This is a genomic window from Paenibacillus peoriae (assembly GCF_022531965.1).
GTDB lineage: Bacteria > Bacillota > Bacilli > Paenibacillales > Paenibacillaceae > Paenibacillus > Paenibacillus polymyxa_D.
In genome coordinates this window covers 5328603-5348960 of record NZ_CP092831.1, presented here as the reverse complement: position 1 = coordinate 5348960, position 20358 = coordinate 5328603, and the positions used below count along the sequence as shown (strand labels likewise).

General features: G+C 45.8%; 18 protein-coding genes and 1 pseudogene. 14 read left to right on the top strand and 5 right to left on the bottom strand.

Annotated features, from left to right (window positions below):
• Positions 1-123: 123 nt before the first annotated feature.
• From MLD56_RS23635 to MLD56_RS23590, 10 genes and pseudogenes are all read left to right on the top strand, one after another.
• Positions 124-1287: an AI-2E family transporter gene (locus tag MLD56_RS23635; RefSeq protein ID WP_029518549.1), complete on the top strand. Its 1164-nt coding sequence runs from the start codon at positions 124-126 to the stop codon at positions 1285-1287.
• Positions 1288-1391: 104 nt separating this feature from the next.
• Positions 1392-2411: an LLM class flavin-dependent oxidoreductase gene (locus MLD56_RS23630; protein ID WP_029518548.1), complete on the top strand. Its 1020-nt coding sequence runs from the start codon at positions 1392-1394 to the stop codon at positions 2409-2411.
• A gap of 231 nt (positions 2412-2642) precedes the next feature.
• On the top strand, positions 2643-3536 hold the full coding sequence (locus MLD56_RS23625) for an ABC transporter ATP-binding protein (RefSeq protein WP_029518547.1): 894 nt from the start codon (positions 2643-2645) through the stop codon (positions 3534-3536).
• A 12-nt stretch (positions 3537-3548) separates the two neighbouring features.
• A complete protein-coding gene (locus MLD56_RS23620) occupies positions 3549-4352 on the top strand; it encodes a (2Fe-2S)-binding protein (protein ID WP_029518546.1) in 804 nt (267 codons plus the stop codon).
• An 87-nt stretch (positions 4353-4439) separates the two neighbouring features.
• Positions 4440-4916: a glutathione peroxidase gene (locus tag MLD56_RS23615; RefSeq protein ID WP_029518545.1), complete on the top strand. Its 477-nt coding sequence runs from the start codon at positions 4440-4442 to the stop codon at positions 4914-4916.
• A gap of 390 nt (positions 4917-5306) precedes the next feature.
• Positions 5307-6668 carry an FAD-dependent oxidoreductase gene (locus MLD56_RS23610; protein ID WP_029518544.1) on the top strand — a complete coding sequence of 454 codons (1362 nt, stop codon included), beginning with the start codon at positions 5307-5309 and terminating at the stop codon, positions 6666-6668.
• Between the two features lie 387 nt (positions 6669-7055).
• Entirely contained in the window at positions 7056-7889 is an 834-nt protein-coding gene (locus MLD56_RS23605; RefSeq protein ID WP_241113439.1) for a formate/nitrite transporter family protein, read from the top strand.
• Positions 7890-8260: 371 nt separating this feature from the next.
• Positions 8261-10393: pseudogene (locus MLD56_RS23600) on the top strand (molybdopterin-containing oxidoreductase family protein).
• 46 nt (positions 10394-10439) lie between these two features.
• On the top strand, positions 10440-11690 hold the full coding sequence (locus tag MLD56_RS23595) for an MFS transporter (RefSeq protein WP_029518541.1): 1251 nt from the start codon (positions 10440-10442) through the stop codon (positions 11688-11690).
• Between the two features lie 104 nt (positions 11691-11794).
• Positions 11795-12289 carry a GNAT family N-acetyltransferase gene (locus MLD56_RS23590; protein ID WP_029518540.1) on the top strand — a complete coding sequence of 165 codons (495 nt, stop codon included), beginning with the start codon at positions 11795-11797 and terminating at the stop codon, positions 12287-12289.
• 99 nt (positions 12290-12388) lie between these two features.
• Here the strand turns inward: MLD56_RS23590 and MLD56_RS23585 are convergent, their stop codons facing one another.
• Together MLD56_RS23585 and MLD56_RS23580 are read right to left on the bottom strand one after the other, a co-directional pair.
• A complete protein-coding gene (locus MLD56_RS23585) occupies positions 12389-12937 on the bottom strand; it encodes a GNAT family N-acetyltransferase (protein ID WP_029518539.1) in 549 nt (182 codons plus the stop codon).
• A gap of 84 nt (positions 12938-13021) precedes the next feature.
• A complete protein-coding gene (locus MLD56_RS23580; protein WP_029518538.1) occupies positions 13022-13747 on the bottom strand; it encodes a hypothetical protein in 726 nt (241 codons plus the stop codon).
• Positions 13748-13915: 168 nt separating this feature from the next.
• Between MLD56_RS23580 and MLD56_RS23575 the strand changes: the two genes are divergently transcribed.
• Complete coding sequence (locus tag MLD56_RS23575; RefSeq protein ID WP_239645238.1) at positions 13916-15634, top strand: glutamine--tRNA ligase/YqeY domain fusion protein; 1719 nt, start codon at positions 13916-13918, stop codon at positions 15632-15634.
• A 179-nt stretch (positions 15635-15813) separates the two neighbouring features.
• Here the strand turns inward: MLD56_RS23575 and MLD56_RS23570 are convergent, their stop codons facing one another.
• Positions 15814-17022 (bottom strand): MFS transporter, encoded by a 1209-nt coding sequence (locus MLD56_RS23570; RefSeq protein WP_029518536.1) that lies wholly within the window; start codon positions 17020-17022, stop codon positions 15814-15816.
• Between the two features lie 198 nt (positions 17023-17220).
• On the opposite strand from MLD56_RS23570, the gene mobA reads away from it, so the two are divergent.
• On the top strand, positions 17221-17901 hold the full coding sequence (mobA, locus tag MLD56_RS23565; protein WP_029518535.1) for a molybdenum cofactor guanylyltransferase: 681 nt from the start codon (positions 17221-17223) through the stop codon (positions 17899-17901).
• An 85-nt stretch (positions 17902-17986) separates the two neighbouring features.
• Entirely contained in the window at positions 17987-18601 is a 615-nt protein-coding gene (locus tag MLD56_RS23560) for a LysE/ArgO family amino acid transporter (protein WP_029518534.1), read from the top strand.
• An 11-nt stretch (positions 18602-18612) separates the two neighbouring features.
• Here MLD56_RS23560 and MLD56_RS23555 read toward each other — a convergent pair whose 3' ends face one another.
• Positions 18613-19077: a DUF3592 domain-containing protein gene (locus MLD56_RS23555; RefSeq protein WP_029518533.1), complete on the bottom strand. Its 465-nt coding sequence runs from the start codon at positions 19075-19077 to the stop codon at positions 18613-18615.
• A 169-nt stretch (positions 19078-19246) separates the two neighbouring features.
• Positions 19247-19705, bottom strand: coding sequence for a VOC family protein (locus MLD56_RS23550; protein ID WP_029518532.1), 459 nt, complete (start codon positions 19703-19705; stop codon positions 19247-19249).
• A 159-nt stretch (positions 19706-19864) separates the two neighbouring features.
• On the opposite strand from MLD56_RS23550, the gene MLD56_RS23545 reads away from it, so the two are divergent.
• Positions 19865-20299 (top strand): Lrp/AsnC family transcriptional regulator, encoded by a 435-nt coding sequence (locus MLD56_RS23545; protein ID WP_029518531.1) that lies wholly within the window; start codon positions 19865-19867, stop codon positions 20297-20299.
• Positions 20300-20358: the final 59 nt, after the last annotated feature.

The following is a 20358-nucleotide window of genomic DNA, read 5'->3' as shown; positions in this document are numbered from 1 at the left end:
ATGACGTACAACTTTGTTTGCTTTTGTGTTTATTTGGGTATAACCTTGTATATTTTGTTCCAAAAATATATCGTATCTATGAAGAACGTATACTCATTTGTGTAAAGAGAAGGGGAATGTGGTGTGGAAATAACTCCGGCATGGAAAGACCGATTCAAGAAGTTTTTTCTGAACAACAAGTTTGTGTTATTCCTGCTGGTACTGCTGCTGATCGGCTTGAATATCTTGGTGCTTACCAAAATTTCATACATATTCACACCTGTCATGGTGCTGTTAAAAACGATCATTCTCCCTGTCATTTTATCCGGCGTGTTGTACTATCTGTTCAATCCGTTGGTTGATGTACTGGAGCGTAACAAGGTGAAACGAGTATACTCCATTGTTGTATTGTTTTTGCTTATTATAGGGGTTATTGCGATTGTGGTTACATCGGTGGTGCCTGTGATCCGTGATCAAATACAGGGGCTTATTCAAAATTTCCCTGCCTATAGCGAGCAAGTACAACGACAATTCGAGAAACTGATCGGCAGCGATTTTGTAAACCAGTTCCAGAACACGATTCAAATTAATCCATCTGAGCTGGCCTCCAAAGCTTCTGAAAAGTTATCTAGCTTTATTAATAATGCATGGACGGGTGTGGGCAGCTTTTTGGGCGTGGTTACAGAAACGGTACTTGCGATTGCCACGGTTCCATTTATTCTGTTCTACTTGCTAAAAGATGGACACAAGCTACCACAGTTTATCCTGAAAATGCTCCCGCCTATGTTTCGTAAAGAAACAGATCGCATTATGACCGAGATGAATCATCAGGTCAGTTCCTATATTCGTGGGCAGATTATTGTCAGCTTCTGTATTGGGGCGCTGTTGTATATTGGTTACCTAATCATTGGATTAGACTACTCTCTGACGCTTGCAGTCATTGCATCCTTTACGAGCGTTGTCCCCTACTTAGGTCCCGTCATTGCCATTACACCTGCGTTAATTGTAGCCTTGGTCACCTCACCGATTATGCTGCTCAAGATGGTTATCGTGTGGACAGTCGTACAGCTCATTGAGGGTAAATTAATTTCTCCACAAATTATGGGCAAATCTCTTCGGGTACATCCGATCACGATTATCTTCGTTATTCTGACCGCAGGCAATTTGTTTGGTGTGGTGGGAATTGTACTGGCGGTTCCGGGGTATGCTGTCTTGAAAGTAATCGTTACACATTTGTATAGTTTCTTTAAAAAGCGTTCGCATCTCTACGAGGCGGATAAAGGGAACGCAAGTCTTTACGAAAAATAAACTTTTCCACTATAAAATTGATAGGGGCCCCTCTTGGGTAACTGTGGCTACGCGTGCTATAATTAATGTCTATCCTTATTCCCAAATAGAAAGGTCAGACTTTTATGATAAAACTCAGCATTCTTGACCAATCTCCGGTATCGGAAGGCATGACGCATGCGCAGGCATTACAAAAGACCGCTGAGCTTGCTATAGAGGCGGAACGCTTGGGTTATCATCGCTTTTGGGTATCAGAGCATCATTCTGCAGCAAATCTCGCTGGGTCCAGCCCGGAGGTACTGATTTCACATCTGGCCGCCCGTACTCGGGCCATTCGAGTGGGGTCGGGTGGGGTGATGCTGCCTCATTACAGCGCTTATAAAGTAGCGGAAAACTTTCGTGTGTTGGAGGGATTGTATCCGGGACGCATTGATTTAGGTCTGGGACGGGCGCCTGGAGGAATGCCCATTGCTACCAGAGCCCTGCAAGAAGGCAAAATGCGAGGGGGTGTAGATCTATACCCTGAGCAGTTGGATGACCTGTTAGCTTATTTACATGACAGCACAGGCAATAATCACCGTTTCGGTTCGCTACAGGCGATGCCGCTTATAGAAACTGTACCGGAAATGTGGTTGCTCGGCTCCAGTGGTGATAGCGCAGGTCTGGCAGCCGAGCGTGGCGTGGGCTTTGCGTTTGCACAGTTCATTAATGGTGAAGGCGGCACAGGGGCTATGAAGGAATACCAGGAAAGCTTCCAGCCTTCCCAGCATAGTGACCAACCACGTTCGCTTGTTGCCGTATTTGCGATCTGTGCGGATACCGAAGAGGAGGCCAATCGCTTGGCTTCCAGCATGGACTTGTCTCTTGTACTATTAGAGCAGGGAATGCGCTCCGCTGGAACACCTTCCGTGGAAAAGGCACTGGCGTATCCGTATACGCCGTTTGACCGGATGCGGATACGTGAGAATCGCAAACGTATGGTAGTCGGTTCGCCCGAACAGGTGAAGCGTCAGATTGAGCAATTAAGTAAGGACTATAATGCACAGGAGATCATGGTTGCGAGCATTATTCATGACTTTGATGCCAAAATGAAATCTATACGTCTCATGGCCGAAGCATTTGGACTGTCTTCTGTACAGTCATAATGCAATTCGCCGGATTTGAAAGATCACAGCTTCGAGGAGCTGTGATCTTTTTTTGAATTTTTTGAGGAAATATTGGATGATATGCACTGTATGATATAGGAAATAAACCAGTTAACACTTGATAATGATTATCAATATCTTTATTATATAAAGATAGAATGAAGTTTTGATGAAAGTCGTGCGTTAAGCCCGTGACTATATATATTGGATAAGGGAAAGGGATGATTCCACATGTTTCGTCTGAAAACGGCAAATCTGGATATTGCTTATGAAGATCGATTGATTGTAGAAGATCTGAACGTAGAAATACCGCAAGGGAAAATCACAGCCTTGGTGGGCGCAAATGGTTCTGGCAAGTCCACTATTCTGAAGACGATGGCTCGCATCATGAATCCTAAGGGCGGCAGTGTTCTGCTTGACGGTAAATCCATTCATAAGCAATCCACCCGGGAAGTAGCTAAGCAGCTGGCTATTTTGCCGCAAAATCCGACTGCACCGGAAGGATTAACCGTGACGGAACTGGTATCTTACGGACGTTTTCCTTATCAAAAAGGTTTTGGTTCCATGAAAGCGGAAGATCGCAAAATGGTAGAGTGGGCCATTCAAGTAACGGGAATGAGCGAGTTCCACGATCGTCCGATTGATCAGCTTTCTGGCGGTCAGCGTCAGCGTGCCTGGATTGCTATGGCACTTGCGCAGGATACGGATATTTTATTTCTGGATGAGCCGACGACATTTTTAGATATGGCGCATCAACTGGAAGTGCTGCATTTGCTGGAGTATCTAAATACTTCGGAGGAGCGCACCATTGTTATGGTCGTGCACGATTTGAACCATGCGGCCCGGTATGCTCAGCATATGATTGCAATCAAAAAAGGGAAAGCTGAGGCTGTAGGAACTCCAACTGAGGTTATGTCCCCTGATGTGCTGCGTGAAGTGTTCGGGATTGAGGCTGATATTGTAACAGATCCTCGTACAGGTGTACCGCTCTGTCTTCCGTATGCTTTGGCTGGACAGCCTGCGGTAAGCCAAGCCATAAAAGAAATGAATGTGGAAGATAAGCAACCTGTGGGTTCTGTTGCTGAGCGACGTGATGCTAGAGCACAAGTAGCGGCAAGAGGTTAAAGGGGACATACCATGAAACCACTGGATTACGATCAGCTTGAGCAACTAGCAAACATAGTGAGAGTCACGCCGGAGGATGCTGTATATTCCGGGCCAGTGGCCGAATGGCTTGAACCAGATAAGATCCGCTCTGTGATGGAGTATTATGGCGATCTTCTGCGTGCTGAAGACGATTTAACCGCAGCCGTTTACTTTGCGAACCAGCTGCGTGGCCTCGTGTTTGCGCAGCATTTTATGGTATCACTGTGTGAACGCCGTTGGGACCTGTCCGTTTCTAATCTCAGATTTCATATTTGTTGTGAAGGTGAATACCCCTCTATTAGCCTTCAGGTCATCGACTTAACAGAGCTGGACAATACGTGGAACAATGGGGATCACCGTTCTTCCAAACAGGCTCAGCAAGTGTTAAGAGATTTTTACAGTTTGCAGATGCGGCCCATGTTGGAAGCAATTGCTACAGTGGGGAGAGCATCTATCGGCCAAATGTGGGGACAGTTTCCGTTGGCATTGCTGTATTTTAAGGATAGAGTACAGCCATCGTTGACTGATCCTCGGGATGTGGAGCGCTTTGAACAAGATTATATGTATGTGACACGTGAACTTGAGGGAGAGATATTCGGGCGTAAAAGAAATCCGTTTACGGTTCGTCTCGTTGAATTGGACAATCCTTACCGCCCTGGTGAAAATACCTACATGAAACCGTCCTGTTGCCAATATTACAAGACAGGTGGAGGTCAGCGGTATTGTTATACTTGCCCCAAAATGTCCGCTTCCGAACGCGAAGAACGCAGACTCGAAGTGGTGGCATCACGGTAAAGGCTCTGTATATGTTGGCATGTCCGTCACCTTTTGGTTAAAATAGGTTATGTAACCTAAACCAAGTGACACGAAGGAGGATGCTGTATGTCTGTCTATTCACATAATGCCGTAACACCAGCGAATCAGGAGGTTTCTCTGAATACTTACGCTGGTAAGGTGCTGGTTATTGTGAATACCGCCAGTAAATGCGGACTTACCCCGCAATATGGGGATTTGCAAAAGCTTTATGACGAATATAAGGATCGGGGATTAGTTGTATTAGGTTTTCCTTGCAACCAATTTGGCGGTCAGGAGCCGGGCAGCAGCGAGGAAGCGGCTGAATTTTGCCAACTGAATTACGGGGTTACTTTCCCGGTATTCGCCAAAGTGAACGTCAACGGACCGGATACAGCGCCTCTGTTTGAATATTTGAAAAAGCAACAGCCTGGAGAACAGGAAGATGGGACAATTCAGTGGAATTTTACGAAATTCATTGTGAATCGTGAAGGTGTACCTGTGGGTCGTTTTGAACCGAAGGAGTCACCAGAAGCGATGAAAGCAGCCATTGAGCAATTGCTATAGTAGCTTTGCCTTCATTCCAAAATATATGTTTAAAAAGGTCTGATTTCCGGCATATCTCCGGGAAGCGGACCTTTTTTTGTTCTCTACATGTGCATTTGTCTAAGGGGGGAGCATCATGTGAAAGTCGATTCCATGGGCATAATCAGGCCGCCTACAGGGGAAACTGAATGGAGCAAAAAAACATTTCAGCAAACAGCTGATCTCGTATATCCTTTCTTTTTTAAATGTGGACAAATTGTGAATATCACAAAAAGCTATTGTAATGTGAAAAATATCACACTATAATAAGAGCATGAAGTGAAATAAATCACAAACACTAACGAGCTGTTTACGTGAAACTATTCACAATTATTATACAGTTTATGCCCACACACCAAGGAGGAATTCAACATGAAAGTAGCAGTTATCGGATGTACACACGCAGGCACAGCAGCTATCGTTAACACAGCTAAATGTTATCCAGATGCAGAAATTACCGTTTACGAGCGTAATGATAATATTTCATTTTTATCTTGTGGTATTGCGCTGTACGTAGGTGGTGTCGTCAAAGATCCGCATGGCCTGTTTTATTCGTCTCCAGATCAACTGTCTGACTTGGGTGTAGTGACCAAGATGCTTCATGAGGTAACGAGTGTGGATACGGCTGGGAAGTCGCTGCATGCCCGTAATCTCCAAACAGGTGAAGAATTTACAGACACATTTGATAAACTAATTGTGACCACGGGATCATGGCCCATTATTCCAAAGCTGGAAGGCATTGAACTTGATCATATTTTGCTCTGTAAAAACTATAATCATTCCAATGATATCATTGAGAAAGCCCAGCACGTACAGAACATTACAGTCGTGGGAGCTGGATACATTGGTGTTGAATTAGTAGAAGCTTTCCAAATGAACGGTAAAAACGTAACACTGATTGACAGTGCTGATCGTATATTGAATAAGTATTTGGACCATGAGTATACAGACCGGATTGAAAGTTCCCTGAAGGAACATGGCATTAAGCTGGTACTTGGCGAGACGGTGAGTCGTTTTGAGGGTACGAACGGTAAGGTAAGTAAAGTCGTGACCTCTAAAGGAGAATATGAAACAGAGCTTGTTATTCTCTGCATCGGTTTCCGACCTCAAACGGATCTGCTCAAAGGTCAGGTAGATATGTTGCCTAACGGTGCGATCATTGTGGATAACTATATGCAAAGTAGTTGCCCGGACGTGTTTGCAGCAGGCGACAGTTGTGCAATTCGCTATAATCCGACCGGTAAAACGGCTTATATCCCTTTGGCAACCAACGCAGTTCGTATGGGTACGCTGGTAGCACGTAATCTGGTACAACCAACCATTGCCTACATGGGAACCCAAGGAACTTCGGGTATCAAAATTTACGAAGACAATATCGCGGGAACAGGCATGACGGAAGCCGCGGCAATAGACGAAGGCATGACTGTAGAAGCTGTAACCATTGAGGACAGCTACCGACCTGAATTTATGCCAACCTCCGAAAAAGTGTTACTGAAAGTGGTATATGAGCAGGAGACGCGGAGAATTTTGGGTGCTCAAATTATGTCGAAGGTGGATTTGACGCAATCCATTAACACGCTATCCGTAGCTATTCAAAACCATATGACCATTGACCAGTTAGCCTTTGTCGATTTCTTCTTCCAGCCGCATTATAACAAGCCTTGGAATTTCTTGAACGCGGCAGGTTTACAAGCATTGCCTACAATATCTGAACGGAACCCAGTTACTGTATAATTAGATTTGTCTGTGACATTGTTCATAAGTTTGTCAACAATCTAAGGCGTACGGATGAATCCTTATAGTACAATATAGAGTAGCATAAGGATCAGGGGGGAAGTAGCTTATGGGTTTGTTTTATATCCTTTTTCTTGTAGTCGTGGCCATGGTAGGCCTTGGTGGAGTTCTTTGGTTCTTAAGAGCAGTTGAAAAGGAAGAATACAATTAAATGTAAAGCGCGTAGTAGCGCAGTAGATGTAATAATACAGAAAAACAGTCCTTTTTTCAGGGGCTGTTTTTTTTATAGTTAAGAAAGTGATTTTTTTCACAAACTTAATCACTGATTTTAAATAAAATATGAAAGAAGAATATTTTAGTGAATAAATATTAAAGGAGCGGGGATATATGGCGAGCTATAAACCGGGGCAAATTGCTGAAAAGACGGTGGAAACAGGAGTGGCCAAGGCGAACAACCCGTGGACTGTGGCGGTGGTACTGGGATTTTTGGCAGGTGCATTTATTGCACTCGGTTTTTTGCTGGATATACGTGTTATTGCAAGTGCGCCTAAAGAATGGGGAAGCATTGCCAACTTTATTGGAGCTGCGGTGTTCCCTGTAGGTCTTGTATTAGTTTTGATCGCCGGCGGAGAATTACTGACTGGTAATATGATGGCGGTCCCTTTGGCGAGATGGGCAGGACGGATTAAGACAGGAGTCATGCTTCGTAATTTGGCGATTATTACGCTCAGTAATTTTGCAGGTGCGTTATTCGTTGCATTTTTCTTTGGGCATGTGCTGGGTTTGACAGAAACGGGCCCTTATCTGGACAAAGTGGTGGATATGGCAGGACATAAGTTACACGAAAGCTTTTTGCAGTCTTTTATATCGGGTATAGGATGTAACTGGCTCGTAGCACTGGCTGTATGGTTGGCATATAGCACAGACTCCATTGGCGGCAAAATTATGGGGATTTGGTTCCCGACCATGGCCTTTGTGGCTATTGGATTTCAGCACGTTGTTGCCAATATGTTTCTCATTCCAGCGGCTATTTTTGCAGGCCACTTTTCATGGGCAGATTATGTTATGAACTTCATTCCGGTCTGGCTGGGGAATTTGGTAGGAGGTAGCCTGTTTGTGGCTGGAGCCTACTGGTTGGCCTATCTGAAAAAGCCTCAAGCCAGCGCACATCCAGTGAATGAATCTCCAACTACTTCTTCGGTTGCACATCCAATCCGTTGATTGATCCTACCTAATCATGGTACTTTAAACAGCAATGAACAAAGCAAATCCGCCATGACAGGCCCGGGGGAACGAAACCTGTCATGGCGGATTTTTTTGGGAGTGGTCCATGATTTGGCATGGAGGATGAGTGTGCGCTCGTCCATGATGCCTTGATCTTTTTTACCCTCAGTAAGATATGATGAAACAGGATGTTGAAAAAAATTATGATTCTTAAAAAATCCGTTTTGCTCTATGCAGCAGACGGATTTTTTTAATATTTTGGAGAGCGGCTGTGTGGGAAAATCCTTCTCTTGCCATAGGCCAAAGCTGTGGATATGATAAGATCAGTGTAATTTTTGGAAACGGTAACGGAAAGGAGCATCAACACTATGGATCATCGCAATGGCGCGCCTCGTGAGGCCACGCTTCAACAAGACTTACAAGGGGGACAGCGGATGACGGAGCAGCAGGACGGTATTTTTCCTGCTGTATGCCCGTTAGATTGCCCGGATACGTGTGGGCTCCTGCTTCACAAGGAAAAAGGAAAGATAGTCAAGGTGACTGGAAACCCAGATCATCCCATTACCAAAGGGGCTATTTGTAACAAAGTTCGCAATATGACGGAGCGGGTATATGATCCTGATCGGGTGCTCTATCCATTGAAGCGTGTAGGTCCCAAAGGAGAAGGGAAGTTTGAACGAATTAGCTGGGAGGAGGCGGTCGATACCATTACAGGTCGGTTCAAGGAGCTGATCCGTACGGACGGACCGGAATCTATCCTCCCCTACAGCTTTTATGGCAATATGGGCGTATTGAGTGTGGATGGAATGGATCGCCGATTTTTTAATGCGCTGGGTTCAAGCTAACTGGATCAGACGATTTGCAGCGTGGCTGGGAATGAAGGCTGGGCATCCGTTATGGGCTTTAAGGGCGGCACCAGCCCGGAGGACACGGAGGATGCAGACCTCATTATTGTGTGGGGTGGTAATGTCATGAGCACCAACATGCATCAGGTCGTTTTGGCTGAGAAAGCACGTAAAAAAGGTGCTAAGGTGGTCGTTATTGACGTTCATCGTAACCGGACGGCGCAATGGGGGGATTGGTTCATTCCGTTATATCCGGGGACGGATACAGCGCTCGCGCTGGGTGTTATGAATGTACTGTTCGCTCAAGGACTGACGGACGACGAATTTTTACATCGCTACACAGTAGGTCATGAGGAACTGCGCGAGCATGTTAAGACATATACACCAGAGCGAGTTTCGCGGATTACCGGCGTGCCGGAAGCGGATATCATCCGTTTGGCGGAAATGTACGGAACTGCGAGAGCAGCGTATATCAATATCGGCAATGGGCTTCAGCATCATGATAATGGCGGTATGAACGTACGTGCGGTTACATGCTTGCCTGCGCTCACTGGACAATGGCTGAAGCACGGCGGGGGAGCGTCACGCTCCAACGGCGCTTATGCCAAGATTAACAGCGCCCATCTGGAGCGTCCTGATCTGCGACAGAATCTGGACGCCCGGATGATTAACATGAACCGGATCGGAGAAGCGCTGCTACAAAAGGAACAGCCGATTAAGGCGTTATTCGTATATTGCAGTAATCCGATAGTTGTAGCCCCCGATTCGGAACGGGTGACAGAGGGATTTGAACGAGAGGATTTGTTCACAGTCGTTCATGACCTATTCCTAACCGATACGGCCCGCTATGCAGATATTGTGCTGCCTGCCGCGTCTTCTTTTGAAGGAACAGATCTATACAAATCGTACTGGCACCACTATATCCAAATGCAGCAGCCCGTCATTGCTCCACTCGGGGAGAGCAAAAGTAATTATGAGCTGTTTAGCCTGCTCGGGCGGGCAATGGGCTTTGATGAAGCCGCCTTTACGGAAAGTGAAGAGGAGATGATCGCAGGCGCGCTTGATAATCCAACGAACCCTTATCTCAACGGTGTGACCTTGGAAGCCTTAAAGAAGTCACCTTTTGTAAAGCTTGATATGACGCCAAAGGCCACTTATTTGGATCGTTTAACCACGCCTTCAGGCAAGATTGAGCTATATTCGGAAAAAATGAAACAAGCAGGTCTGCCCGCGATGCCTTCTTATGTGCCGCTGATTGAAGGGTACGACGGAGAGCACCGACCGCAAGCGGACGAGCGGTATCCATTAATGTTTATTTCACCGCCAAACCATAATTTTCTGAATTCTACTTTCGCTAACTTGCCCAAGCATCAGCGACTGGAGCGGGAGCCTTTGCTACAAATTCACCCGGAGGATGCTCAGACGAGAGGCATCGCGGATGGGGAGCCGGTTACCGTATGGAATGATCGGGGGACGTATGAGCTAAAAGCCAAAGTTACCGATCTGATGCTGCCCGGTACAGTGATTAGTCAGGGATTATGGTGGGAAGGCAAAGGACGCAGACAGCGTGTCAATGTGTTAACCTCTGATCGGCTGTCGGATATGGGACAGGGGGCTACTTTCTTCTCAACGGTGGTGAATGTGAAGCGCCAATGAGATTATGCCTTTTATGGCGTCAGATGCAAAAGGAGAAACAAAAGATATGAAATGGTTGGAGTCTTATCCGAAAGAAGTGAAAGTGTTTCTCATTGCCAGCCTGATTAATTCTGCTGGAAGTTCCCTGATGTGGCCGTTGGTTAGCATGTATGTGTTTGACGAGCTAAACCGTAGTATGGGAGATGCAGGAATTGCGATTTTAGTGCAGTCTCTGGGCGGAATTTTTGGTCAAGTGTTGGGCGGAGCCCTCTATCACCGTATTGGAGCCAAGAAACTGATTGTTGGCTCACTCGCGATGAACGCGCTGGGACTTCTCACGCTTCCATTTACCAGTGGTCATTGGGTAGCGTTTGTCATCATGATGGGTTTTATCGGTTTTTTTAATGTTGTATCTGTGCCTGCGATTCAGGCGTTTGTAGGTTTTCGTTTCGCTGACCGTCGTGGAGAGCTGTTTAATATTATTTATGTCGCTAACAATATTGGGGTTGCAGTGGGTACGGGATTGAGTGGCGTGCTGGCGGATCTTTCCTATCAGCTCAGCTTTGTGATGAACGGGGTGACTTCTGCGGTATTTGCCGGATTCTTCTGGTCTTATCTAAGCAGGGTGGATCGGGAAGAGGGGGAAGTACAGCTCAGCAAGTCTGTGAAGAAAAGAGAGGAAATCCCAGCTCGATTGCTGTTTCGTGATACCAGGCTGTATCTCTTTGTAGGATTAGGCTCGCTTTTTTTATGGTTCGGCAATTCGATCTGGAATACAGGAGTGTCCCCCCATATTATTGAGCAGGGCTTGCCTAAAACGATGTATGGGTTACTATGGACACTGAATGGTATCCTTATTTTTGCCGCACAACCCATTATTTTTTGGATAAAACGACTGTACGCTCATCACGCTTCAACGCAAATGACATGGGCCGGAGGATTTTATTTGGCGGCTTATATTGTCATGCTGGGCACACAGAACTATACTGGAATGATATTCGCTATGGTTCTGGCGACCCTGGGAGAAATGCTGATTGCACCTGCGGTTCCAGCATTCCTGTCTGATCATGGAGGTCGGGGTGCACCCTTTTACATTGGGCTTGTGGGGGGCATTGGCGCAGCCGGACGGGTAATGGGGCCTTATATTATGGGGAAGTTGTATGATGGCGGTGGGTTACCGCCTACACTTTGGCTGGCATCAGGCGTAGCGGTGTTGTCGATCCTGTTTTTCGTCCTGCATAGCTGGTTGAACCGTTACCGGCATCATTCGGATACTTTGAATACTATGACGTCCAAGGCGGATGTTCCCAGTTCTTAAGTCCTAATAAAAATGCAGTATTATGCTGTAATTATGGTACAATAAGTGACGGATGATTGTAGTTATTGCTTCAGGAAAGCCTTCACAGGAAGGATTGAAAGGAATTGTTTACAAGTCAACTCTTGACGATACGTCATTCGGAGATGAAGGATGCTCCTGATCTGATTGCGCTGGATGAATTGGTATGGAATGAACGCACGGCTCCCGCTTCGCTGTCCTGGAAGTCGCGCGGGGAGTTTCTGCGTAATACGCCTCCAGGCTCTCAACTGGTCGCCATCGAACAGGAAGTACTCTGCGGGTATATTGGATTTCGTCCTCCAACGCTGTTGGCTAGTAATTGTCATGTACTCGAAATAAATATAGCTGTACATCCAGCTTATCATCGCAAAGGTATTGGGACGGCACTCATGAACTCCATGAAGGACTTTGCAGCCGCCGAGGGCATACGCAAGTTGAGTTTGCGTGTACTCTCATGCAACACGGAAGCCCTTATGTTTTATGAAAAAAGTGGTTTCGCGATTGAAGGACGTTTGCATGAGGAGTTTTACATAGCAGGCCAATTCGTAGATGATGTGTTAATGGCCTATTTCTTAAAATAGGCGGGAGGCTATAGACAGCAATATTCGCTTTTATGTCCGGCCTAAACCAACAACGCCGCAGACCTGATCAGGTCTGCGGCGTTGTTGTACAATACAATATTACCGAAGTTGCTTCCATTCATTTTGGAGCATACCGTACACTGCGTGGTTCATGTAGCCGTCGGGCAGCAATTCCGCTTCGCGTACAATGCCTTCGAGCACAAAGCCCAAACGTTCCGGAATACCGCGGCTGCGGCGGTTCGTCGTTGCAGAGCGGATTTCGACCCGATGCAAGTCCAGCTCCATCAAAGCATATTCAACGAATACGCGGCAGGCGCTGGTCATTAGACCTTGTCCTTCGTACCCGTGTCCAAGCCAGTATCCGATGCTAACGGAGCGGTGAGTCCAATTGATCTCATGGTAGCTGATGATGCCAGCAAGCTCGTTGTCTATCCAAATTCCGGCGGTCAGACTACCGTTCTCTGCGGCTTGTTTCAAGGCGCCCTGCACGAACTGCTCTGTGTGGCTGATTTCCGTGGTAGAGTCTACCCATGGAAGCCATTGACGCAGGCGGTCACGGGACATTTCGATCAGCTCAAACAGAGGCTGCACATGCTCCTTGGTGAGCGGCCGAAGGACTGTGCGTTCGTCCAACGCATATGTAAACATGATTGATCCCCTCTTTCACTCGGAAAATCGCTAAACCAGCCAGTCTAGCATTTAATCCCATGCTACCTTATTCTGCGAGAGTCGTCAAAAGGGAGAGGAAGCTTCAAATTCAATAGGTCCCACCCGGAACCGTTCATGCTCGTATACATATCTCAGATCCAAATCCCCTACAAATTCGGTTGGGGATACACTGCCAGATACAGTGGCTTGCAGAGGAAGCTGTTCGGCATCATACATTACGACAGAGCTAAAATCGAGATGCTTTGTAAATTGGGCTGGATCATCGTAAAATACTGATGCTTTAGGGTCCATCGTGTGTGTGACACCGTCAATCGTGACAGCAATATGAACCTGGCGGTTGTGGTCACGTGGCTCCACTGAGCTGTGAACGCGCTGGGACACAGCATCTGCTGCCGATTCGACTGCATATTCTCCCATCGTCCGTGCGTTAACAATATGCAACTCCTGCAATTCGACACCCGTTCCCGAGGCACGCGTGAGGACCACGACGGCTTCACGCACACCATCCCCGTTCACATCCCTATAATATAATTGTGGTGCGGTGGAAATATCTGCCGAGCCCGACCATCGGAATGTGTGGCGTTGTTGGCCGATTTCCAATACAGCTGAATGGAATAATCCCTGTGACGGACTAACAGCATATAAGCGGACGGATGAGTCTTCTGGAGCGCTGGCTAGTGGACGAGATTGTACAGTTCCGTTCACCGGGTCCGGTGAAGGATGGCCGGAAGTCATGACGGAAGAGGACAAAAGCATAGACAGCAGGATCACAATGAGCAGCTTAAACACGGGTGGGTCTCCTTTTCCGGGCAAAATAAAAGATATATACACTATAACGAATTTATTTGCCGAAAATGTTAACTCTTTTTCATAACTTGTCACTTTTTTTGCTGAAGAGAGCATAAGGATTTTCATTTTATTGAGTTATGCGGTGTGAAAGGGTATATTTAAGGGAACATGTTTTACACAGATTATACGGAAGAAAGGTTGATTAGCGTGGAGAAGCCGATCACTCCCCCCAATTTTATTAAAAATGTTATTGAAGAAGATCTACGTACGGGTAAGGTAAAGGAGGTTGTTACACGATTTCCGCCTGAACCAAACGGATATTTGCATATTGGACATGCCAAAGCTATCTGGATCAATTTCTCGTTAGGAGATGAATTCGGAGGACGCACCAATCTGCGTTTTGACGACACCAATCCGGCGAAGGAAGACACGGAATACGTGAACTCCATTCAAGAGGACGTGAAGTGGCTCGGTTATGAATGGGAGGAAAAACACTTTGCCTCCAATTATTTCGAAGAAATGTACAAGCGTGCCATCCTGCTGATCCAAAAGGGTAAAGCTTATGTGGATGATCAAAGCGCGGACCAAATCCGTGAAACTCGTGGCACACTGACCGAACCGGGGCAAAATAGTCCTTATCGGGATCGCAGTGTGGAAGATAATCTGAAGCTGTTTGAAGAGATGCGTGCAGGCAAATACCAAAATGGTGAAAAGGTGCTGCGTGCCAAAATTGATATGGCTTCGGGAAACATTAATTTACGTGATCCGATTATTTACCGTATTTCACACACAGCACATCACAATACAGGTGACACATGGTGTATCTATCCAATGTACTCCTATGCTCATCCGCTGGAAGATGCGATTGAGGGAGTAACGCACTCACTCTGTTCGCTGGAATTCGAAGATCAGCGCCCGCTATACGATTGGGTTGTAGCTGAATGTGAGATGGAAAAGGTACCGCACCAATACGAATTTGGGCGGCTGAACCTGTCTCAAACCGTAACCAGCAAACGTAAGCTCAAGCTTCTGGTCGATGAAAAGCACGTAGATGGTTGGGATGATCCGCGTATGCCGACGATTTCCGGTTTACGTCGTCGCGGCTACACGCCGGAGGCCATCCGCAGCTTCGTATATGAGACAGGCATTTCCAAAGCCTACGGAGTCATCGATTTGCAGGTGCTGGAGCATTTTGTACGTGAGGATTTGAAGCTTAAGGCACCTCGCACCATGGCAGTCATAGATCCGTTGAAGGTGGTTATCACAAACTATCCTGAAGGACAAGTTGAAATGCTGGAGGCGGAAAATAATACGGAAAATCCGGAACTCGGTACACGTCAAATTCCGTTTTCCCGGGAAATTTATATCGAGCGTGAGGACTTCATGGAGAATCCGCCGAGCAAATACTTCCGTTTGTTCCCTGGTAATGAAGTACGTCTCAAACATGCTTACTTCATTAAATGCAACGATGTGATTAAGGACGCAGACGGAAATGTAACGGAAATCCACTGTACCTATGATGTAGAAACCAAGAGCGGATCAGGCTTTACTGGACGTAAAGTGAAAGGCACGATCCACTGGGTAGAGGCTACTCAAGCGGTTCCTGCCGAATTCCGTTTGTATGAGCCTTTGATTAACGCAGAGGACACGGAAGAGATTGAAGAGGATGCATCGGAAAAAACATTCCTTGATCAATTGAATCCGAACTCTTTGGAAATTGCTCATGGCTATGTTGAGCCGAACATGAAAGAAGCTCAATCACAGGATAAGTTCCAATTTTTCCGTCATGGTTATTTCAGTGTCGATCCGAAGCTTTCCAAACCGGGCCAGCCTGTATTTAACCGTGTTGTATCGTTGAAAAGCTCTTTCCAATTGCCTAAGCAATAGGCTGGTTGGAAAATGTGGGAGAGATGGTAGCTTCGTGCGACCAGTTGAAAAGGAGTCTGCCGTTGGCAGACTCCTTTATTTTACGCATGCGCGCTCTTTATACATTTGACGATACTTGCTAACAAGCCAGAAGGGAAGAGGGGATACCTCATTCCTCTAGTGTAGTTAAGGGGCATTTTCTATTCGTTTGTGCCCGCTGGCAGTCCTGGCTGATAACCGTTCTTGTACAGCATGTACCACATAATGGAAAATCCCGCAGAGCCAAGTAGGGCGAAAAAGACCCCTGCATGGTACATCATTTCTCCACCAAAGTTCTGGAATAGCCAACCTCCCGCAAAACCTGCTACGATACCGGATATACCACTCCAGGTCAAGGTATATACGGCCTGTCCGGATGATCGGTATGCTGCAGGGGTAAATAGGACGGTCAACTGGGTGCCTACATAGAAGTATCCACCGAAGGTGACGCAATGAAGTGCCTGAATAAACACGATCTGAATCGGGTCTGTGGCCAGAGCCATCAGTTCCCACCGTAAGGCAAACAGCAAACTGACGAGTGCCAAACAACCTACCATCACGGTCATCTTTTTCTTCAAGAAGCGATCAAACAGCAAAAATACAATAATTTCGAATACCGATGACATAAAAACAGCAAAACCAAGCATCTGTTTGGACCCACCCAGCTCGGTGATGTACAGGGACATAAAGGCGCTATTGATCGAATTCGGGATGGATACAAGGATGCCCAATAAAATAAAGGATATAAAGTATCCGTTCATTAAAACACTGCCAAAGCCGCGCAAATGGATGGTTGCTGTCTCCACAGTGCTTTTCAGTGGTGGAATCGACAAGGTGCAGATCAATGCAGCTAGAAGAAGTACTGTAAAGATGGTGGATATGCTGGATATCCCCGTTTGGTCAATAACGATGCCGGCAACTGCTGCTGTCACAGCCCAGCCGAAGGAGCCCCATATACGGAATGAGCCAAATTTCCGGTCTGTGCCCTCAATATAGCTGAGAATCAGGCTGTTGCTTTGGGCAAATAAAGGGCTTTGAAAAAAATAAAAACCAATCATCGACACATAAATCATGATATACGTATGGACATGAAATAAAGCTTGCAACAATAACAATGTACCTATAATCATAAATAGCAGAATACGTCGGAGGTTACGGCTCCGGTCGCTTGTATAGCCCCAAAAAGGGTTCGCGAATACGGATACAAAAGGTCCGATGGCCATCAGACTCCCGATCTCCAGCTTGTCCATGCCGATATCTTGCAGATACAACGGGAAGAAGCTGGAGAAAATGACCATAGCTCCATATAGAAAAAAATTATACAGTTTTAAGGAATATAGAGGAGTCTCTTGAATTTCTCTCTTTTGCAAGACAAGCCATTCCTTTCTTAGCCCGATAGAGAACTACGCATCGATGCCGGTCTGTGGGGAGGTTCTTTATTCCAATGTATCATGTGTTGAAAGGGTTAACAAACCAATTAATTAACAATTATGTAATAATTAAATTTTGTTCAAAAAATTCATGATGCACATTTGCAATTGTTTTCAGAAAAAAAGGAGGGCATATTTGTGAAAGTGACTGGTATTATCGTCGCAGGAGGACGTTCCAGACGAATGGGACAGGATAAGGCTCTGCTTGAGATTGATGGAGCCACTATGCTTGAACGGATGTATACTACATTGCAGCAGGCGGCCCAGCGGGTTGTAGTAGTCACTCGTGACAACCAAGGATATGGCCTGAGTGGTATGGAAACTGTGTCTGATGTTTTTCGGGGCATGGGGCCCTTGAGCGGTATCCATGCAGGATTATCTGCATCTACTACGGAGTGGGGGATGGTTGTCGCTTGTGATATGCCCTTTGTACAGCCAGAGGTGCTACATGATCTGCTCGCTGTAACTAAGAAGTGGACGGAGTTGCAAGGAACGAGGGAACCAGCATTGCAAGCAGTGATACCTTCTATGGATGGACGTATACACCCGTTGCTGGCTGTATACCATCGGAGCGTGCTACCGTCTGCCGAGGAATGTTTGCGTAGTGGACGGCTTCGTCTCACCGATTGGTTGGACAAGCTGAACGTTCGTTATGCGACAGTAGAAGATTTGCCGGGAGTGAGTGAGGACATGTGGCATAAGGCCGTGTTCAATATGAACAATCCGCAGGACTACCAGCTTGCTATAGAGCAGTTGAAGCATAGTATAAAACAGACCACGCAGAGCGTGAAGAATTTAAAGGAAATGCAAGAGGATTAGGCACGTACAAGCTTCCTGTTCGAGGACTATTTAGGAGAGAAAATACCAGAGAAATATAATGGGTTAAATTTGGGGGAATATATTTATGCTGGAAGCTATTATCCATGCTGTTTTATTGGCGCTGGGTTTGATTTTGCCTTTGGGAGTACAGAATGTATTTGTGTTTAATCAAGGGGCGTCCCAGTCGCGGTTTCGCAATGCACTGCCTGCTGTCATTACGGCGGGTGTCTGTGACACAATCCTGATTACGCTTGCGGTTGGGGGCGTATCTCTTATTTTGCAGCAATTTCTATGGCTCACGAACGTACTCTATGCGGCGGGCTGTTTGTTTCTGCTGTATATGGCCTGGACTTTATGGAGATCGAAGGCAGCTTCTTCGGAAGAAAGTCAGCCAATGCGGCCGAAACAACAGATGATTTTTGCTGCTTCCGTATCGCTATTGAATCCACATGCCATACTTGACACGGTTGGCGTAATTGGAACCAGCTCCCTTCAATATGACGGTGGGGAACGCTGGGCCTTTGGTCTAGCCGCCGTGTCCGTATCTTGGATATGGTTTATTGGTCTGGCAACGGCGGGGCGTCTCGTGGGACGTATGGATTCAGAAGGGAAGTTTGGGACTGTGCTCAACAAAATATCGGCCCTGATTATTTTAGGCTTGGCCATTTATATGGCGATAAATTTCATTACCAGTATGTGACCCAATCCTTGTTAGAGGAAAAACTTCAATACAGCGAACACCCCGCTCAAAGCAAAGGGAACACCGATCAAAAATAGCATAAAGGCCAGACAGCCTGCACCATTTATACCGCCTGCAATTCGGGCGTCCCGAGGGTTGGATGGATTGTATAATACCTTAATCTTGCTGCCAACCCGGTTGAGGCTTAGGTTGGTGCTATAAGGATTCCAGAATTCTACGGCTTCACCTGAAGCTGTATAGAAGCGCACCTTTAATCGGCGGGTGTAGCTAGTATCTACTAGATCATCTCGGTCAAAGGGAACGACATCAATGTCTACTTCGATATGTGCATCTACGATTTGCCCTTTGGTACGGACCCAGTGGCGTTTGCGATAACGATGACGACGGATCGTTCTGAATCCAAAATAGATGAGTAGCAGTCCAATCAAGCTGAACAATGGCATCAGCAAATCGGAACTAAAATGAAACCAATACACATTGAAATCAATTGAGATGATAATCTACTCCTTTAAACAAAGTGATAATCAATATATCGGATGTTTTTAGGAACAGTTTAATTCTTCCATAGAGATAACGGCAGAGCTGTATGGAATATAAAAAGATCCTACTTCACCGGGAAGTGGATCTTTTTAATAGCTATGAGAATTACTTATTAGATAGGGACATATCAAAATCAACATCCTCGATAAATTCGATAACCTCACCATTAGGGCTGTGGACTAATGCATTTGTTACAACTAGAGGAGGTTCGCCAAGTGTAAGCTGATTGGGTTCCACAAAGGTTCTTGCTCCATGGGCAAGTGCTTTTTGGTATATTTCATCCACATTGCCTACGTAAAATGCCAAGTGTAATAAAGCCCCGTGAGCAATATCTTGCTCGGATGAAGCTTTTTTTCCTTGGGCAGGAATGACAGCATCATTATCAAAAATCTCGAGACAGGTTCTCTGATCGGGTGAGATTAGCATGGAAGCCTCTTGAATTCGAAAAGACGGAAGACTCCAGTGATGACCTCTTTTAAATCCCAATACCTTAGTATAAAATGCAATAGTTGCTTGGTAATCACGGGCCTGAATGGCCACATGAGCTAATCCCTTCACACTCATTCCAGATCCTCCTTATATGTAAGTGAACCTTATTATATGAATAATGATGTGGTGATTATATATTTATAGTAAGCCTTTTATACTATATTAATTATTAAATAAAAGTTAATTTGAGTGGAAAACATTATTTTTTAAAATTTAGATCAGGAGGGGCTCGAAATGCAGCATCACATAGACGATATAGATCACAAAATCATGAAATTGCTACAGCATGACGCTCGGATAACGATTTCCCAAATCAGTAAAGAAATTTCGATGTCACAGCCATCCGTTAAAGAAAGGATAACCAAGCTTGAAGAACGAGGGATTATTTCTGGATATAGTACCGTATTTAATTTACGGGAACTGAATCGAGGGACGACTACATTTATTCTAATAAAGACAGAACATTGCCAAGAGCTGGTTGAATTTTGTAGAGAGGCGAAGGAAGTCACCGATTTATTTCGCATTAGTGGAGAATTTAATTATCTTATTAAGGTACAAACTGCGTCGGTAGAGGAAATTGCACAACTTCAGGATTCACTAGTCAAGCTGGGTCCTTCGAAGTCGCATATTTGTATGAAAAGTATACTGGAGAACAGGGTTCTGCTGTAAGCCAATCGAAAAAGCGTGTAGTTGGAATATAGAGCATTCGGAATAACTATGTTTGTGAA

Coding starts and splice junctions, on each gene's coding strand:
- MLD56_RS23585 (WP_029518539.1), bottom strand. CDS start 12,937: ATGTTTACATATGCGTTGGACGAACGCACAGTCCTTCGGCCGCTCACC.
- MLD56_RS23605 (WP_241113439.1), top strand. CDS start 7,056: ATGGCGAGCTATAAACCGGGGCAAATTGCTGAAAAGACGGTGGAAACA.
- MLD56_RS23550 (WP_029518532.1), bottom strand. CDS start 19,705: ATGAGTGTGAAGGGATTAGCTCATGTGGCCATTCAGGCCCGTGATTAC.
- MLD56_RS23625 (WP_029518547.1), top strand. CDS start 2,643: ATGTTTCGTCTGAAAACGGCAAATCTGGATATTGCTTATGAAGATCGA.
- MLD56_RS23545 (WP_029518531.1), top strand. CDS start 19,865: ATGCAGCATCACATAGACGATATAGATCACAAAATCATGAAATTGCTA.
- MLD56_RS23560 (WP_029518534.1), top strand. CDS start 17,987: ATGCTGGAAGCTATTATCCATGCTGTTTTATTGGCGCTGGGTTTGATT.
- MLD56_RS23595 (WP_029518541.1), top strand. CDS start 10,440: ATGAAATGGTTGGAGTCTTATCCGAAAGAAGTGAAAGTGTTTCTCATT.
- MLD56_RS23615 (WP_029518545.1), top strand. CDS start 4,440: ATGTCTGTCTATTCACATAATGCCGTAACACCAGCGAATCAGGAGGTT.
- MLD56_RS23575 (WP_239645238.1), top strand. CDS start 13,916: ATGTTTTACACAGATTATACGGAAGAAAGGTTGATTAGCGTGGAGAAG.
- MLD56_RS23620 (WP_029518546.1), top strand. CDS start 3,549: ATGAAACCACTGGATTACGATCAGCTTGAGCAACTAGCAAACATAGTG.
- MLD56_RS23630 (WP_029518548.1), top strand. CDS start 1,392: ATGATAAAACTCAGCATTCTTGACCAATCTCCGGTATCGGAAGGCATG.
- MLD56_RS23610 (WP_029518544.1), top strand. CDS start 5,307: ATGAAAGTAGCAGTTATCGGATGTACACACGCAGGCACAGCAGCTATC.